Source organism: Pararhizobium sp. A13 (assembly GCF_040126305.1).
Classification (GTDB): Bacteria; Pseudomonadota; Alphaproteobacteria; order Rhizobiales; family Rhizobiaceae; genus Pararhizobium.
Map to the genome: position 1 here is coordinate 1167573 of NZ_CP149510.1, position 14639 is coordinate 1182211.

The 14639-nt window shown below is 60.5% G+C and carries 18 protein-coding genes; 8 read left to right on the top strand and 10 right to left on the bottom strand.

Annotation, left to right across the window (positions count from 1 at the left end):
- Nucleotides 1-8: 8 nt before the first annotated feature.
- The 5 genes from WI754_RS05525 to infC form a co-directional block, all read right to left on the bottom strand.
- Nucleotides 9-425, bottom strand: coding sequence for an ASCH domain-containing protein (locus WI754_RS05525; protein WP_349436687.1), 417 nt, complete (start codon nt 423-425; stop codon nt 9-11).
- Nucleotides 422-1507, bottom strand: a complete 1086-nt coding sequence (gene pheS, locus WI754_RS05530; RefSeq protein WP_349436688.1) for a phenylalanine--tRNA ligase subunit alpha — start codon at nt 1505-1507, stop codon at nt 422-424. The genes WI754_RS05525 and pheS overlap by 4 nt, the downstream gene beginning before the upstream one ends.
- 96 nt (nt 1508-1603) lie before the next feature.
- Nucleotides 1604-2008, bottom strand: coding sequence for a 50S ribosomal protein L20 (gene rplT, locus WI754_RS05535; protein WP_349436690.1), 405 nt, complete (start codon nt 2006-2008; stop codon nt 1604-1606).
- A 38-nt stretch (nt 2009-2046) separates the two neighbouring features.
- Complete coding sequence (gene rpmI, locus WI754_RS05540) at nt 2047-2250, bottom strand: 50S ribosomal protein L35 (protein WP_018323613.1); 204 nt, start codon at nt 2248-2250, stop codon at nt 2047-2049.
- A gap of 234 nt (nt 2251-2484) precedes the next feature.
- Entirely contained in the window at nt 2485-3021 is a 537-nt protein-coding gene (gene infC / locus WI754_RS05545; RefSeq protein ID WP_349437735.1) for a translation initiation factor IF-3, read from the bottom strand.
- Between the two features lie 217 nt (nt 3022-3238).
- On the opposite strand from infC, the gene WI754_RS05550 reads away from it, so the two are divergent.
- The 3 genes from WI754_RS05550 to WI754_RS05560 all read left to right on the top strand — a co-directional run bounded on the left by WI754_RS05550 (nt 3239) and on the right by WI754_RS05560 (nt 5590).
- On the top strand, nt 3239-4042 hold the full coding sequence (locus tag WI754_RS05550) for an alpha/beta hydrolase (RefSeq protein WP_349436692.1): 804 nt from the start codon (nt 3239-3241) through the stop codon (nt 4040-4042).
- Between the two features lie 228 nt (nt 4043-4270).
- Nucleotides 4271-4891 (top strand): transglutaminase-like cysteine peptidase, encoded by a 621-nt coding sequence (locus WI754_RS05555; protein WP_349436693.1) that lies wholly within the window; start codon nt 4271-4273, stop codon nt 4889-4891.
- 129 nt (nt 4892-5020) lie between these two features.
- Nucleotides 5021-5590, top strand: coding sequence for a histidine phosphatase family protein (locus tag WI754_RS05560; protein ID WP_349436695.1), 570 nt, complete (start codon nt 5021-5023; stop codon nt 5588-5590).
- 365 nt (nt 5591-5955) lie between these two features.
- Here the strand turns inward: WI754_RS05560 and mbfA are convergent, their stop codons facing one another.
- Nucleotides 5956-6939: an iron exporter MbfA gene (mbfA, locus tag WI754_RS05565; RefSeq protein ID WP_349436697.1), complete on the bottom strand. Its 984-nt coding sequence runs from the start codon at nt 6937-6939 to the stop codon at nt 5956-5958.
- Nucleotides 6940-7090: 151 nt separating this feature from the next.
- Here mbfA and WI754_RS05570 point away from each other — a divergent pair, with 151 nt between their 5' ends.
- On the top strand, nt 7091-7918 hold the full coding sequence (locus WI754_RS05570) for a lipo-like protein (protein WP_349436699.1): 828 nt from the start codon (nt 7091-7093) through the stop codon (nt 7916-7918).
- Here the strand turns inward: WI754_RS05570 and WI754_RS05575 are convergent.
- Nucleotides 7902-9143 carry a cyclopropane-fatty-acyl-phospholipid synthase family protein gene (locus WI754_RS05575; protein ID WP_349436700.1) on the bottom strand — a complete coding sequence of 414 codons (1242 nt, stop codon included), beginning with the start codon at nt 9141-9143 and terminating at the stop codon, nt 7902-7904. The two genes, WI754_RS05570 and WI754_RS05575, sit on opposite strands and share 17 nt — an antisense overlap.
- An 85-nt stretch (nt 9144-9228) precedes the next feature.
- Nucleotides 9229-10089, bottom strand: coding sequence for an EamA family transporter (locus WI754_RS05580; protein WP_349437736.1), 861 nt, complete (start codon nt 10087-10089; stop codon nt 9229-9231).
- 231 nt (nt 10090-10320) lie between these two features.
- On the opposite strand from WI754_RS05580, the gene WI754_RS05585 reads away from it, so the two are divergent.
- Both WI754_RS05585 and WI754_RS05590 read left to right on the top strand, forming a co-directional pair.
- On the top strand, nt 10321-10572 hold the full coding sequence (locus WI754_RS05585; protein ID WP_349436701.1) for a GlsB/YeaQ/YmgE family stress response membrane protein: 252 nt from the start codon (nt 10321-10323) through the stop codon (nt 10570-10572).
- 25 nt (nt 10573-10597) lie between these two features.
- A complete protein-coding gene (locus WI754_RS05590; protein ID WP_349436702.1) occupies nt 10598-10927 on the top strand; it encodes a hypothetical protein in 330 nt (109 codons plus the stop codon).
- 69 nt (nt 10928-10996) lie between these two features.
- Here WI754_RS05590 and efp read toward each other — a convergent pair whose 3' ends face one another.
- Nucleotides 10997-11566, bottom strand: coding sequence for an elongation factor P (gene efp / locus WI754_RS05595; protein WP_018323625.1), 570 nt, complete (start codon nt 11564-11566; stop codon nt 10997-10999).
- Nucleotides 11567-11764: 198 nt separating this feature from the next.
- Between efp and epmA the strand changes: the two genes are divergently transcribed.
- Both epmA and WI754_RS05605 read left to right on the top strand, forming a co-directional pair.
- On the top strand, nt 11765-12835 hold the full coding sequence (gene epmA, locus WI754_RS05600; protein WP_349436703.1) for an EF-P lysine aminoacylase EpmA: 1071 nt from the start codon (nt 11765-11767) through the stop codon (nt 12833-12835).
- Entirely contained in the window at nt 12832-13896 is a 1065-nt protein-coding gene (locus WI754_RS05605) for a lysine-2,3-aminomutase-like protein (protein WP_349436705.1), read from the top strand. The genes epmA and WI754_RS05605 overlap by 4 nt, the downstream gene beginning before the upstream one ends.
- Here the strand turns inward: WI754_RS05605 and WI754_RS05610 are convergent.
- Nucleotides 13893-14624 (bottom strand): helix-turn-helix transcriptional regulator, encoded by a 732-nt coding sequence (locus WI754_RS05610; RefSeq protein WP_349436707.1) that lies wholly within the window; start codon nt 14622-14624, stop codon nt 13893-13895. The genes WI754_RS05605 and WI754_RS05610 overlap by 4 nt on opposite strands.
- Nucleotides 14625-14639 lie beyond the last annotated feature (15 nt).

The following is a 14639-nucleotide window of genomic DNA, read 5'->3' on the forward strand; positions in this document are numbered from 1 at the left end:
CCTATGTTCTAAATTTGGCGTTCCAGCACTTCAACAAGGCGGAAGCGCTCGCAGACGAGTTCCATATCGGGGGAGAAGCCGCCATTGCGGCGGAAATAGCGCTCATGCCCTTCACGCCAGTCGTCCAGCGTCCGAAAACCCTCGCCTTCCGCGTAGGCGAAGGCCTCGTCCACCTCCTCGAATCTGCGGACGGCGACCTCCATTGTTTCGATAACGGCTGCCGGGCGGCCGGCGCCGTCGAGCACAACATCGCGGCGGCCGACGACTGGCAAGGTTTCCTTACCCTCGCCGAAATCGTTGACGCGCCCACAGGTCGCCGTCTTCCTGCCGTCAAGGACCAGCGCCAGCAGTTCGTCCGCCATCGTTGGCGAATCGCCAAAGGAGAACGTCACCGCACCTTTCAGCCGGTCCGGAAGCTCGCTCATGCGGAAAGCCCACCAAACAGCGTCGGCATGTCGAGTGGGCGGAAGCCGTAGTGGCTCATCCAGCGCACGTCGGCGTCGAAGAAGTTGCGCAGGTCGGGCATGCCGTATTTCAGCATGGCGATGCGGTCGAGGCCCATGCCCCAGGCAAAACCCTGGTGGACGTCGGGATCGAGTCCGCCGGCGCGCAAGACGTTCGGATGCACCATGCCGCAGCCGAGGATTTCCATCCAGTCGGTGCCTTCGCCGAACTTGACGATCGGGCCGGAGGAACGGTCGCACTGGATGTCGACCTCGAAAGACGGTTCGGTGAAGGGGAAAAAGGACGGGCGGAAACGCATCGTCACATCGTCGACCTCGAAGAAGGCCTTGCAGAACTCCTCGAGAATCCAGCGCATGTTGGCGACGTTCGACTTGGTGTCGACGACGAGGCCCTCGACCTGATGGAACATCGGCGAGTGCGTCGCGTCCGAATCCTGCCGGTAGGTCTTGCCGGGGATGATGATGCGGATCGGCGGCTTTTGCGCCTCCATGGTGCGCACCTGCACCGGCGAAGTGTGGGTGCGCAGCACCTTGCGCTCGCCGTTTTGATCCGGATTGAAGAAGAAGGTGTCGTGCATCTCGCGCGCCGGGTGGCCTTCGGGGAAGTTCAGCGCGGTGAAGTTATAGTAGTCGGTCTCGATATCCGGACCTTCGGCGATCGAGAAGCCCATGTCGGCGAAGATCGCGGTGATCTCGTCGATGATCTGGCTGATCGGGTGGATTCGGCCGCGCTCAGCCGGGGAGGAGCGCACCGGCAGGCTGATATCGACGGTCTCGCGGGCAAGCCGTTCGGCGATTGCCGCATCGTTCAGCGCCGACTTGCGCGCCGTGATCGCTTCGAAGACATCGGTCTTCAGCGCATTGATCGCAGCGCCCCGCGTCTGGCGCTCTTCCGGCGACATGGTGCCGAGCGTCTTCAGGAGTTCGGAGATCGAGCCCTTCTTGCCGAGCGCGTTGACGCGCACGGCTTCGATGGCCGCCTCGTCACACGCCCCGGTCACCTCGGTCAGCAGCTTCTCTTTCAGTGCTTGCAGATCGGACATGGTTCATTTCCCGTGATCGGTCAAAGAAAAACCCGCGCCAGCCGTACCAGCGCGGGTTTCCCAATTAAAATAGCAAAGGCTTGGGAAGCGCTGGTCTTAACGAACCGCGCTTTCAAACTCGTTGGTGGTGCCTGCGTCCTTGAGGTATTCAAGCGCCTTCTTGGCGGCCGCTACGAGCGCGCCGAATGCTTCCGTCTCATGGATTGCCATGTCGGACAGAACCTTGCGGTCGACTTCGATGCCAGCCTTCGACAGTCCGTCGATGAAGCGGCCGTAGGTCAGGCCATGTTCGCGCACAGCTGCGTTGATGCGCTGGATCCACAGAGCGCGGAAGTTGCGCTTGTTGACCTTGCGGTCGCGGTAAGCGAACTGCTTCGAACGATCCACGGCTGCCTTGGCGGCGCGGATGGTGTTCTTGCGGCGGCCGTAGAAGCCCTTGGCTGCCTTGAGTGTCTTCTTGTGCTTGGCGTGAGCTGCTACGCCGCGTTTTACACGTGCCATGTCATGATCTCCTTAAAAATCCAAAAGTGCCAGACGTCTTAGAGACCGTTGGGCAGGTAGTTCTTGATGACCTTCTTGCCATCAGGCTCTGCAAGCACCATGGTGCCACGCGCATCGCGAATGAACTTGTTGGACCGCTTGATCATGCCATGACGCTTGCCTGCGGCAGCTGCCATGACCTTGCCGGTTGCGGTGATCTTGAACCGCTTCTTGGCAGAGGATTTCGTCTTCATCTTGGGCATTTTGCTACTCCATTTTTCTTGATTTCGAGATCGACTGACGAGGTCGTCTCCAGCGTAAAGAACGGCCACGGCATGCCCTGCCGGACCGTTCGGACGGGGGCTTGTAACCGAAGCGCCCGCAAAGTGCAATGGGATTGAGGCAAACGCCCCGATATTTCCGCATTGCCGGCATCAGATATGAAAAAGCCGCCTGTTCGGCGGCTTTCATCAGGATCAAGCCTGAAAACGCGGCGCTTACTTCGGCGCCAGCACCATCATCATCTGACGGCCTTCGAGCTTCGGCTCGGCTTCGACCTTGGCGATCGTCACAGTGTCTTCCTTGACCTGGAGCAGGAGCTTCAGGCCAAGTTCCTGGTGCGCCATTTCGCGGCCACGGAACTTCAGGGTTACCTTGACCTTGTCGCCTTCTTCGAAGAAGCGGTTCATCGCTCTCATCTTCACGTCGTAATCGTGCGTGTCGATGTTCGGACGCATCTTGATCTCCTTGATCTCGATGATCTTCTGCTTCTTGCGCGCTTCGGCCGCCTTTTTCTGCGTTGCGTATTTCAGCTTGCCCAGATCAAGGATTTTGCACACAGGCGGTTCAGCGTTCGGCGAAATCTCCACCAGGTCAAGGCCGGCCTCCTCCGCCATGCGCAATGCCTGATCTGTGGGGATGCTGCCGTGGTTGACACCTTCGGCGTCGATGAGCTGAACCCGGGGAACCCGGATTTCCTTGTTAGAGCGGGGCCCGTCTTTTGTCGGGGCGTCCGTTTTGAACGGTCTGCGAATGGTCGTACTCTCCTCGAGCTGTTACGAATGGAATTTCTGACGGTAGCGCGATTTCCCGGCAAAAGGCCGTTCAACTGCCGCTGGACCGTCATGTGGAAATTGCTGCCGGAAAGTCAATACCACAGCTTTTTGCAGAAATCACCACCTGTCAGGCACTCGGAGAATCTGTTTTAGAAAGAAAAACAGCGAGAAACGCTCAAAAAAGGGAAAAGACTTGATGTCATTGCCAAACTCAGACGCAGAGCCCGATTATCTCGATGTCGGCAGCGGCGCGGAATCGCGCCGGATCGCCATGCGCATCCTGCCCGCGGCAAGTGGCAAATCGTTGCCGACACTCGTTTGGCTCGGTGGATACCGATCGGACATGACCGGCACCAAGGCGGTCGAGCTCGAACGCCACGCCGAAAAGACCGGTGCCGCCTGCATACGCTTCGACTATTCCGGCCACGGCGTCTCCGGCGGCGCCTTTACCGACGGGACGATTTCCCGGTGGCTGGACGAGAGTCTCGCGGTCCTCGGTCACGCCGATCCCAAACGCATGGTTCTCATCGGTTCGTCGATGGGCGGCTGGATCGCGCTCCGGCTCATAGCGGAATTGCGCGCCCGGGGCCAGGGCGGCCGGATCGCCGGTCTGGTGCTGATCGCGCCGGCGCCGGATTTCACCAGCGAGCTCATCGAACCGAACCTGACGGATGCCGAGCGCGCATCCCTTGCCGAGCGCGGCTATTTCGAGGAGCCGACGCCCTATGGTCCGGACCCGAACATCTATACCGCAAGATTGATCGAGGACGGGCGCAACAATTGCGTCCTCCAGGGCGTCATCGAGACCGGCTGCCCGGTGCATATCCTGCAGGGCATGCGGGATCCGGATGTGCCGTATGGCCATGCGCTGAAGCTGATGGAGCATCTGCCGTCCGACGATGTCGTCATGACGTTGATCCGCGACGGCGATCACCGCCTGTCGCGCCCCGAGGATATCGAGCGCATGCTGGCCGCCGTCGATGGCATGATAACAAGCTGAAAACTCTCGATAAATCAGCGGAAATGCCTGTTTGGCGCGCATTTTAACCATATCCGGCAATCCCCAATTCTGCAGATTGACTTCGTTTCGGGCGCACTGTTAACTCTTTGTTAACGATTAGAGCAGCTCGCGGTGGGGATCGATCGCGAAAGCTGGCGTCAGATTTCAGCTTTTCGCGGGGATTCTTCGGAACTGTTTCAGGAGAAAACCGCGCCACAGGGGACGTGTATGGCGCAGTTGAGTGGGGTTAAGAAAATAGCCGTGGCAATCGCGGCTGTTTTCGCATCGGCAGGCGCGGCAATTCCGGCGCCGAACGCGACAGCGCTCTCGATGCAGACGGGCGCCATCACCTCGCAGCCGATCGGCCATTACGAGTTCTGCCAGTCCCATCGTTCCGAATGCGAGATCAAGTCGAAGTCGTCGACCGCGCCGCGCGTCACCGATTTCGGCTGGTCGGTCATTCGCGAGGTCAATCTCGCCGTCAACCGCGAAATCACGCCGATGACCGATCAGGACCTGTTCGGCAAGGACGAGGTCTGGGCCTATCCGACTACGGCGGGCGACTGCGAGGATTTCGTGCTGCTGAAGCGCAAGAAGCTGATGGAGAAGGGCTTCTCCGCATCCGACCTCCTGATCACCGTCGTCCGCAAGCCGGATGGCGAAGGCCATGCGGTCCTGACCGTGCGCACCGCCCAGGGCGACTTCATCCTCGACAATCTCGAAAACGACGTGAAGCTCTGGACGAAAACGCCCTACCGCTTTTTGAAGCGCCAGGCTTCCTTCAACACCGGCCGCTGGGTCACGATCGAAAACGGCGCGGAAGTGCTGGTCGGCTCGGTCGGGAACTAAGGTTCAAAATTCGCAAATTTAAAAAGGGGCTCAAAAGGTATGGCCCCTCAACCGCTGTGGACGCGCAGGTGGCGCAGTATCTGTTGGCCGTAAACTCTGTCGCATCATCGAAATTGCGGATGCCAAGTGATGATCTATCTGCTCCGCCATGGAGAAACAGCTTGGAATTTAGCGGGTCGATTTCAGGGTCGGAAGGACTCTCCGCTCACGCCGCGTGGAATTGAGCAAGCCGATCAAGTCGGGAAACGATTGGCGCGCGAAATCTACGGCCGCGAAAGAACATTCGAAATCCAGGTATCTCCGCTCGGCCGGGCATTGGAAACAGCGGCGCGCATCACGCGGTCAATCCCTTTGCCAACCAAGGAGGAGCCGCGCTTGATGGAAGTGACGGTGGGCGCATGGGACGGCATGACCCACTATGAAATCGACATGGAATACCCTAGGGCTTTGATCGGCGCGGATGCTTTTGATTGGTTTTTTCGGGCTCCGGACGGTGAGACATTCGACGATGTGTGCCTTCGTGTAACGGAGTGGTTATCGGACATATCCGGCCCGACAATTGCCATTTCACATGGGCTGACCGGCCGGATAATACGAGGCGTATATCTCGGCCTGTCTCGACGCGAAATGCTGGAGCTACCTGTACCCCAGGACGGATTTTATAGGCTCGACGGCGGGGTAGCGGATTTCATTGAATAATCACGCGTTGCGGTTTCGACGTGACGCCGAACCAATTCCAGAATGAGGTCCTTGACGGTACGGACTTAGACTGCTGACAAAGTCGTTTCTCACTATTGACAGGTCATTGGGAAAATTAAGCGGCACCCCAAAACCTCCGTCATTCCTGTGCTCGTCACAGGAATCCAGTCAGCCCAAGTCCTTGGGCTGAAAGGTCTTTTGACCCGACGGACGCCGGGTCGCTGGATCCCCGCCACAAGGGCGAGGATGACGGAGAATGGGATGTCCACTTCCGCCAAACAGCCGTTTTTCAGGGTTTGTCAGCAGTCTGAGGTCCGTGACGGCACGGACCTCTTTGCATTTCTCTGCGTCGCGCCTCCTGCCGCTCACGCATTCCCAATAAGCACCCCCGCCGCCAGCACCAGACTGCCCCCGATCACGACCTGGAAAGCGGCACGCAGGAACGGCGTCTCCATGTACTTGTTCTGGATGAAGGCGATCGCCCAGAGTTCGAAGAAGACGATGATCCCGGCCGTGATTGTCGCCGTCCAGAAATGCGGAATGAGATAGGGCAGGGCGTGTCCAAGCCCGCCCAGCGCCGTCATGATGCCGCAGGAAAGGCCGCGCTTGAGCGGCGAACCGCGGCCCGAAAGCTTGCCGTCGTCATGCGCCGCTTCGGTGAAGCCCATCGATATGCCGGCGCCGACGGAGGCCGAAAGGCCGACCAGGAAGGTCTGCCAGGTGTCCTGCGTGGCAAAGGCGGCGGCGAAGATCGGCGCCAGCGTCGAGACCGAACCGTCCATCAGTCCGGCGAGACCCGGCTGCACATAGGTGAGCAGGAACTGGCGATACGCCGTGTCGTCCTCCTTCCTGCGGACGCCTTCCGGCACATGCTTGTCGGTCAGCATGCGCGCCACGTCCTCATGGCCCTGTTCGGCCAGCGCCAGTTCGCCCAGCAATTGCCGTGTCGAGGCGTCCGAGGCGTTCTTTGCGGCTTCCACGTAGAAATTATAGGCCTGCGTCTCCATCGCCTCCGCCTCGCGACGCATGGCGTCGAGCGACAGGTTCTGCCGCAGCCAGTCCGGGCGGCGCGTCAGGAAGCCGTTGACATGTTCGCGCCGGATCAGCGGAATCCGCTCGCCGAAGCGGCGGCGATGCATGTCGATCAGCATGTTCTTGTGGGTGTTTTCCACCTCGGCCATATCCTCGAAAACCTTGGCCGAGTCCGGATACCTCTCCTTCAGGATCTGTCCATAGGCCTGATAGATGCGCCCGTCGTCCTCTTCCGAGGATATGGCGAGCGCCAGAACCTCCTGTTCAGAAAGCGATGAAAGGCGACGTTTGGAGCCGGAAAACAGACGTGAAAACATGATGCGACGTGCCTAGTTTAGAATAATTCTAAAAATAGGGAGGCGTCATGAAAAGGTCAAGCCTAAACACGCCAGCAGACTCGACAGGAGGCAGGATACCTTCCACCATAGCCGAAACGATGAACCGCTTTTCCGAAAGTAGCGTCCCCGCATGAATCCGCTTCTGTCCAGCAAGGATACGCTACTCGATCGCCTCGGCATGGCGATGGCCGAAAGGCTGACGACGAAGACGTCGGGCTATGAACCCTATACGCCGTCCGATCCCGAGACGCTTGCCCGCACGCTCCGGCCCGGCGACATTCTATTGATCGAGGGCAATCAGAAAGTCTCGGCGGCGATCAAATACCTGACCCAGTCAACCTGGTCGCACGCTGCCTTCTTCGCCGGCGATGAAATCCCGCTGACGCTCGACGAGGCGACGCTGCCGGTGATCGATCGGCCGCAACTGATCGAGGTCAACCTCGGCCAAGGATGTGTCGCGGTGCCGCTTCGAAAATACTCCACCTACAACACCCGCATCTGCCGGCCCATCGGCCTCACGCCGGAAGACCGGGGCACAGTCCTGTCCTTCATGATCTCCCGGCTCGGCCTGAAATACGACATGAAGAACATCCTCGACATGCTCAGGTTTTTCTTGCCGGCACCGCCGGTTCCGGTGCGCTGGCGCCGCCGCCTGCTGGCCTTCGGATCAGGCGATCCGACGCGCGCCATCTGCTCGACGCTGATCGCCGAGGCTTTCGAGCAGATCCGCTATCCGATCCTGCCCGAGATCACCCGCGCGCCCGGCCGGGCCGCGGCGACGTCGCATTATTCGCGCGCCGAAATCCTGCATATCCGTCATCATTCGCTCTATACGCCGCGTGATTTCGATCTTTCGCCCTATTTCGCGATCGTCAAGCCGACGCTCGAATACGGCTTCGACTACAAACGGCTGCAATGGGAGGCCAAGGATGATGGGCCACTTATAGAGAAATATTGAGCGTCTGCTCGCGGACGATATAGGCCTTCTGGCGGTCGGTGATGTAGTCGCGCACGATCGGCGCGGCGTCGCGCGACCGGGAAAGCTGCATGTGGAAGACCAATTGGCTGCCGGTGCGGAACATCATCTCGGCGCTGATCAGGTAGAATTCCCACATGCGGGCAAACCGCTCGTCGTACATCTCGATGACCTTGTCGCGGTTCTTCTCGAAACGGTCGCCCCAATGCTTGAGCGTCGTCGCATAGTGGATGCGCAGGAACTCGAGATCCGTCACCCACAGGCTGTTCTTCTCCACCACCTCGAACACTTCCGACAGGGCGGGTGAGTAGGCGCCGGGGAAGATGTATTTGCGCAGCCAGGCGCTGGCCATGCCGGGCGGGCTCATATGGCCGATCGAATGCAGCACCGCCACCCCGTCATCCGGCATCAGCGCGTTCACCTTTTTGAAGAACTCGTCATAGTGATGCACGCCGACATGCTCGAACATGCCGACAGAAACGATGCGGTCAAAGGTCTCGTCGACATCGCGATAGTCGCGCAGTTCGAAGCGCACCCGCCCTTCGAGCCCCGCATCCTTCGCCCGCTGCGTCGCCAGCGCCTGCTGTTCTTTCGACAGCGTGACACCCAGAACCTCGACGTCTTCCAGCTGGGCGAGATAGAGTGCGAGATCGCCCCAGCCGCAGCCGATGTCGAGCACCTTCATGCCGGGGCGCAGGCAGAGCTTGGCGGCAAGCAACCGAAGCTTGTTGCGCTGCGCCTGCTCCAGCGTTTCCTGCGGCTCGCGAAAATAAGCGCAGGAATAGAGCATGTGTTCGTCGAGGAAGAGTTTGTAGAAATCGTTGCCGAGATCGTAGTGATGGGCGACGTTGCGCTGCGCCTCGCCCTTGACGTTGGATTGCTGGCGCTTGCGAAAGCGCATCTTGATGGCGCGCAGTGCCTTCTGGATCGGGTAGGAACCGAGCGACAGCCGGTTGATCGAAAACAGCGTCAGGAAATCACGTAAGCTCGAGCCCTCCTCGAAGCGCAGCGTCCCGTCCATATAGGCCTCGCCAGCGGCAAGTTCGGAGTTGAAGACAAGGGTGCGGTAAAGTTTCGGATCCGTCAGCCGCATGGTCACTTCGGGACCGGGCTCGCCCGAGAAAACATGCGGTTTGCCCTCAGCGTCGATGACCGTCAGCCGGCCCTTGCGGATGAAGGCTTTCATCATATGCGACAGTGGAAACATGCACACCTCGGTAGATAAAGCAGCGCTCGCGACGCGTCACTGTATCACCGGGTTTGCAAAATGCGCGGCCCAAATTCGTAAATATTCAACGGCCTGTAGCGGTCGCTCCGGCGCTTGCCGCAACGACGAGAACGGTGCCCGCAATTTGCAGCGCGGTCATCGGCTGACTGAGCACGGCAAAGCCCGCGATGGCGCCGATCGCAGGCTCGAGGCTCATCAGGATGCCGAAGGACGAGGTGCTCATGCGGCGCAGCGCGATCATCTCCAGCGCGTAGGGGATCAGCGGCACGAGAAGGGCGAGACCGGCAACGGCGACGACGCCCTCGACCGTCATGCGCGAGACTTCCAGCAGTCCGAACGGCGTCGCGACGATCGCCGCCACGATCAATGACATGGAAAGGCCTTCCAGCCCCTCAAAGGCGCTTCCTGCCTTCTTCATCAGGACGATGTAGAGCGCCCAGCCGGTCGCCGCGCCAAAAGCAAACAAAATGCCCGTCGGGTCGCCGATCCAGCCATGCCCGTCATGGGCGAGCAGAAGCACGCCGGCACCGGCGATCAGCGGCCAGACGAGCCGCCAGCCGAGGCCGAAGGCAAAGGTCGCGACGGCCAGAGGTCCGAGAAAATCGATGGCGACGGCAAGGCCGAGCGGAATACGCTCGATCGCGGCGAAGAAACACAGCGTCATGCCGGCCATTGACGCGCCGAGCAGCCCGGCGGTCTGCCACTGCGCCCGCGAATAGCGCAGGATCGGCGGCCGCACGAGGATGGCCAGCAGAGCGGCAGCCCAGATTAGTCGCAGCCAGGTGGTGCCGAACGGGCCATAGGAGGCGATCGCCGATGCCGAAAACGCCGAGCCGAACTGGACGCTCGACATCGACAGAAGGCACAGTACGCCGCCGGTCAGGGCGGCTCCCGTCCCTGTCGTCAGCGGCGCCGCCACCGGGATCGCCGCGTCGTTTCCATAGGCCGGTGTGGCTGTCCTCTGATCCAAGCCTTGTCCTCCAGGTTGCTGCCGATCGTTTGCGTCGGCTCTACTAAAGCTGGGCGTGTCGGACAAATTCATATTTGTGGAGCTAAGCATCAGGGCATTTGATGCTGGCCGCTGACGGCTGGAACATAATCGCTTCTGGATCGTTATCGTCGCAGGCAAATGCAATCTTCAAGCGAGGGAACCGACATGGATGTCAACGGCGTAGGATGGATCGCAGCCATCATCATCGGCGGTTTTGCCGGATGGCTGGCGGAACAGTTCATGAAATCCGAAATGGGCATGTTCACGAACATCCTTCTCGGCATTGTCGGCGCCATTGTCCTCAACGCCATTCTTGCGCTTACGGGAATGGGTTTCACCGGCTGGCTCGCCTATCTGGTTATCGGCTTCATCGGCGCATGCCTGCTGATCGCGGTCGGACGCGCCGTGCGAAGGTAGCAATCGGTCCTGAAGGAGAAAGACGATGCTGACATTCGCAGCCGAAGGCAGCGGCCAAGGCAAGCTGGAAATCAACGGCCATTGCGAGCCGGTTTCCTACGAGTTGATCGTGGCGCGTGACGACGACGACACCAGCCAGGTGCGCATTCGCTTGAATGCTCCGCGCGACTGGTTGCTGAAGCAGGGTTTCAAGGGGGATGCGGTTCTGGTGCGCAGCAACGGATCCCGCATCGCGGTGCGGCGTGAAGGCGGGCTGGATGTTCATTCCAGTGTTTGCGTGACGCTCGAAGGTTATGACGACGCGCTGAGCGGCGTCGATGAACTGTCCGAAGCCTATCCGGAATTGAAACACTGAAAGTTTGCGGCGGAGACGGAAACGGGCGCGGTACGAGGCCGCGCCCGTTTCTATGGCTGTCGTAAAGGTTCAGTCCTTGGCGCGCTCGACGTAGGATGCGTCTTCCGTCAGGATGACGACGCGGGTGCCGACGCCGATATGCGGCGGAACCATGGTGCGAACGCCATTCGACAGGATCGCCGGCTTGTAGGACGAAGACGCCGTCTGGCCCTTGACGACCGGCTCGGTCTCGACGATTTCGAGCGTCATGCGGGTCGGCAGCTCGATGGCCAAGGCAACGCCTTCGAACATCTTCAGCTGGACGACCATGCCTTCCTGCAGGTAAGCCTTGTCGTCGCCGATGACGTCGGGCGTGACAGCAACCTGGTCATAGGTTTCCGGGTTCATGAAATGGAAGCCTTCGCCGTCTTCATAGAGGAAGGTGTGCTCGCGGTCTTCGACGAAGGCGCGCTCCACCTGCTCGGTCGTGCGCCAGCGCTCGGAGACCTTTACGCCGTCCGAAATGCGTCGCATGTCGACCTGGGTTACCGGGGTGCCCTTGCCGGGATGAAAGTTCTGAGCGGTCAGAACGGCGTAAAGCTTGCCGTCCACTTCGAGAACATTGCCCTTGCGGACTGAAGAGGCGATTACCTTGACCATAAGTCTTCCTTGTAACTGAGCTTGATGCGTCGTAGAGGAGCGCACGAAATATGCGCGTCAAAGACGCCAGAATGCGTTTTCGGGCCGCACCTATCCTATATTTGCGCAAATTGCCAGTGTGACGGCAGGGTCTGCCCGAAGAAACCGCAGAATTGCGCGACGCATCGACTGCTCGAGAAATCTGGATACAGGACCCTCATGCCCGCTGCCTCTCCCTGGTGGACCCCCGATGTCCATGCCGACCGCCGAGGGTTCCTCATCGGCCGCAACCGGATTCAGGCCGCTCTGCGCGCCCTCTTCGGCGCACGGGATTTCATCGAAGTGGACACCGCGACGCTGCAGGTGTCGCCTGGCAACGAGGCACATCTGCATGCCTTTGCAACGCAGGCTATCAATCACGACGGCAGCCGGGTGCCGCTCTATCTTCACACCTCGCCGGAGTTCGCCTGCAAGAAACTTTTGGCCGCTGGCGAGCGCCGCATCGCCTGTTTCGCCCATGTCTATCGCAATCGCGAGCGCGGGCCGCTGCACCATCCAGAATTCACCATGCTCGAATGGTACCGGGCCGGCGAAACCTATGAAGCACTGATGCGCGATTGCGCTGATATCCTTGGCCTTGCCGCCGAAACCGCCGGCACGAAGCAACTTGGCTATCGCGGCGCGCAGGCAGATCCTTATCTGGAACCGGAGCGCCTCACGGTCGCGGAAGCCTTCGAGCGTTTCGCGGGGATCGATTTGCTCGCCTCCATCGACCGCAATGGCGAAACAGACTGCGATCGCCTTGCCGAGGGGCTTCGGACCGCCGGCTTGCGCGTCGCCGAAGACGACACCTGGGCGGATCTTTTCAGCCGCGTGATCGTCGAGAAGGTCGAGCCCAATCTCGGTTTCGGCCGCGCGACGATCCTCTACGAATATCCCGTCGCCGAAGCCGCTCTCGCTCGGCCAACACCGCACGATGCGCGCGTGGCGGAACGGTTCGAACTCTATGCATGCGGCGTCGAGCTCGCCAATGCCTTCGGCGAACTGACCGATGCCGCCGAGCAACGCCGCCGCTTTGCCATGGAAATGGCCGAGAAGATGCGGGTCTATGGCGAAACCTATCCGCTGGACGAGGATTTCCTCCAAGCACTGGACATCATGCCGGAGGCAAGCGGCAGCGCGCTCGGATTCGACCGGTTGGTGATGCTGGCGACGGGCGCGGCGCGGATCGATCAGGTCATCTGGGCGCCGGTGGCCGAAACCAGCGACCAAAGAGGAGGTCGGCCGTGACCGCCATCCGCGCGCTGAAAAGTCTAAAGGATCTGGAAGAGGCCGGGTTGATCGCCAGCGCTAAGCACGCGCAGCTGTCCGACGTCGCCAATCGCTATGCCATCGCCGTTACACCCGCAATGGCGGCGCTGATCGACCCGGGCGATCCGAACGATCCGATCGCCCGCCAGTTCATCCCCGATGCGGCCGAGCTTGTCCGCTTGCCGGAAGAGCGCGAGGATCCGATCGGCGACGGCGCGCACAGTCCCGTCGAAGGCATCGTCCATCGTTATCCGGATCGTGTGCTCTTGAAGGCCGTGCATGTTTGCCCGGTCTATTGCCGCTTCTGCTTCCGCCGCGAAATGGTTGGGCCGCAGGGGCTGGGTACGCTTGCATCGCAGGCGATGGACAAGGCCTTCGCCTATATCGCCGATCATCCGGAAATCTGGGAGGTGATCCTGACTGGCGGCGATCCGCTGGTGCTGTCGCCGCGCCGGTTGGCTTCGATCATGGAACGGCTGGCAGCGATCGATCATGTGAAGATCGTCCGTTTCCACACCCGCGTGCCGGTCGTCGAGCCCGACCGCGTGGATGATAGCCTGATCGCAGCCTTGAAAGCCAGCGGCAAGACCACCTATCTGGCGCTGCATGCCAACCATCCGCGCGAACTGACGGCTGACGCGCGTGCGGCCTGCGCCCGCCTCGTCGATTCCGGCATCGTCATGGTCAGCCAGTCGGTGCTCTTGAAAGGGGTCAACGACGATCCGGAGACACTCGCGGCGTTGATGCGGGTCTTCGTCGAAAACCGGATCAAGCCCTATTACCTGCACCATCCCGATCTTGCGCCGGGCACCAGCCATTTTCGCCTGACGATCGAGGAGGGGCAGGCGCTGGTCGCATCCCTGCGCGGCCGCGTCTCCGGTCTCTGCCAGCCGGCCTATATCCTCGATATCCCCGGCGGCCATGGCAAGACGGTGATCAGCGCCGCGACGATCGCGGACAATGGCGGCGGCTGCTATACGGTCGCGGATTTTCACGGCGAGTCGCATGCCTACCCGCCTGTCGTCCAGGCACAAGACTAGAGACGAATTTTCCCGAACAGGGCGCTGAGTTCGGATTGCCGGCTGGTTCCGGTTTTCTGGAATATCGCGCGGATATGGCTTCTGACCGTTTCGTAGCCGGTCGCGTGCCGGGCGGCGATATCGACGGCGCTCAGGCCACTGGCGACGAGAAGCGATATCCTGGCCTCCGCGGGCGTCAGATCAAACAGCGCCATCAGCGTTTCCGGCTTCAGCCGCATGTCCTCGTCCGGATCCTCAATCAGCGCGACGGCGCAGGAATGTGAAAATACGTCGGAGAGATGTGGGCCGAACCGTTCGAAACGAACGATCAGCGGCCGTTTGCCGGGACGCGAGAGACGGACCGGGGATAATGCTTCGGCGGAGTGTCCGGTTGCCTGTATCGCGATTTTGAGTTCGCGGTTGAAGCGGGCGGTTTCGCTGGCCAAGCAGGCTCGCACGCCGCCTCTCGAAATTCGCAATCCCCCTCTGAACAGGGCGTCCGCTTTCGGGTTGGTCAGTGTGACGAGGCCTTTCCGGTTAAAGAAGATGCAGGCAATGTTCGATGTCTCGAAAGCGGCCGCCATGCCCATCACCTTGCTGGCGTCGATATGTTTGGCGAGTTGCATGGCTGTGAGCAGCCGGGTTCGAATGGCGTGGAAATGCGGCACGTCCTCCGGAGGCGGAGACGCTTCCGTCGCCTTGTTTTGCAGGACGAAATAGAGTTCGTCCGTGCCTGAGGAGATATTCATGAGTACGGAATCTCC

Coding starts and splice junctions, on each gene's coding strand:
- WI754_RS05525 (WP_349436687.1), bottom strand. CDS start 425: ATGAGCGAGCTTCCGGACCGGCTGAAAGGTGCGGTGACGTTCTCCTTT.
- pheS (WP_349436688.1), bottom strand. CDS start 1,507: ATGTCCGATCTGCAAGCACTGAAAGAGAAGCTGCTGACCGAGGTGACC.
- rplT (WP_349436690.1), bottom strand. CDS start 2,008: ATGGCACGTGTAAAACGCGGCGTAGCAGCTCACGCCAAGCACAAGAAG.
- rpmI (WP_018323613.1), bottom strand. CDS start 2,250: ATGCCCAAGATGAAGACGAAATCCTCTGCCAAGAAGCGGTTCAAGATC.
- WI754_RS05550 (WP_349436692.1), top strand. CDS start 3,239: ATGTCATTGCCAAACTCAGACGCAGAGCCCGATTATCTCGATGTCGGC.
- WI754_RS05555 (WP_349436693.1), top strand. CDS start 4,271: ATGGCGCAGTTGAGTGGGGTTAAGAAAATAGCCGTGGCAATCGCGGCT.
- WI754_RS05560 (WP_349436695.1), top strand. CDS start 5,021: ATGATCTATCTGCTCCGCCATGGAGAAACAGCTTGGAATTTAGCGGGT.
- mbfA (WP_349436697.1), bottom strand. CDS start 6,939: ATGTTTTCACGTCTGTTTTCCGGCTCCAAACGTCGCCTTTCATCGCTT.
- WI754_RS05570 (WP_349436699.1), top strand. CDS start 7,091: ATGAATCCGCTTCTGTCCAGCAAGGATACGCTACTCGATCGCCTCGGC.
- WI754_RS05575 (WP_349436700.1), bottom strand. CDS start 9,143: ATGTTTCCACTGTCGCATATGATGAAAGCCTTCATCCGCAAGGGCCGG.
- WI754_RS05585 (WP_349436701.1), top strand. CDS start 10,321: ATGGATGTCAACGGCGTAGGATGGATCGCAGCCATCATCATCGGCGGT.
- WI754_RS05590 (WP_349436702.1), top strand. CDS start 10,598: ATGCTGACATTCGCAGCCGAAGGCAGCGGCCAAGGCAAGCTGGAAATC.
- efp (WP_018323625.1), bottom strand. CDS start 11,566: ATGGTCAAGGTAATCGCCTCTTCAGTCCGCAAGGGCAATGTTCTCGAA.
- epmA (WP_349436703.1), top strand. CDS start 11,765: ATGCCCGCTGCCTCTCCCTGGTGGACCCCCGATGTCCATGCCGACCGC.
- WI754_RS05610 (WP_349436707.1), bottom strand. CDS start 14,624: ATGAATATCTCCTCAGGCACGGACGAACTCTATTTCGTCCTGCAAAAC.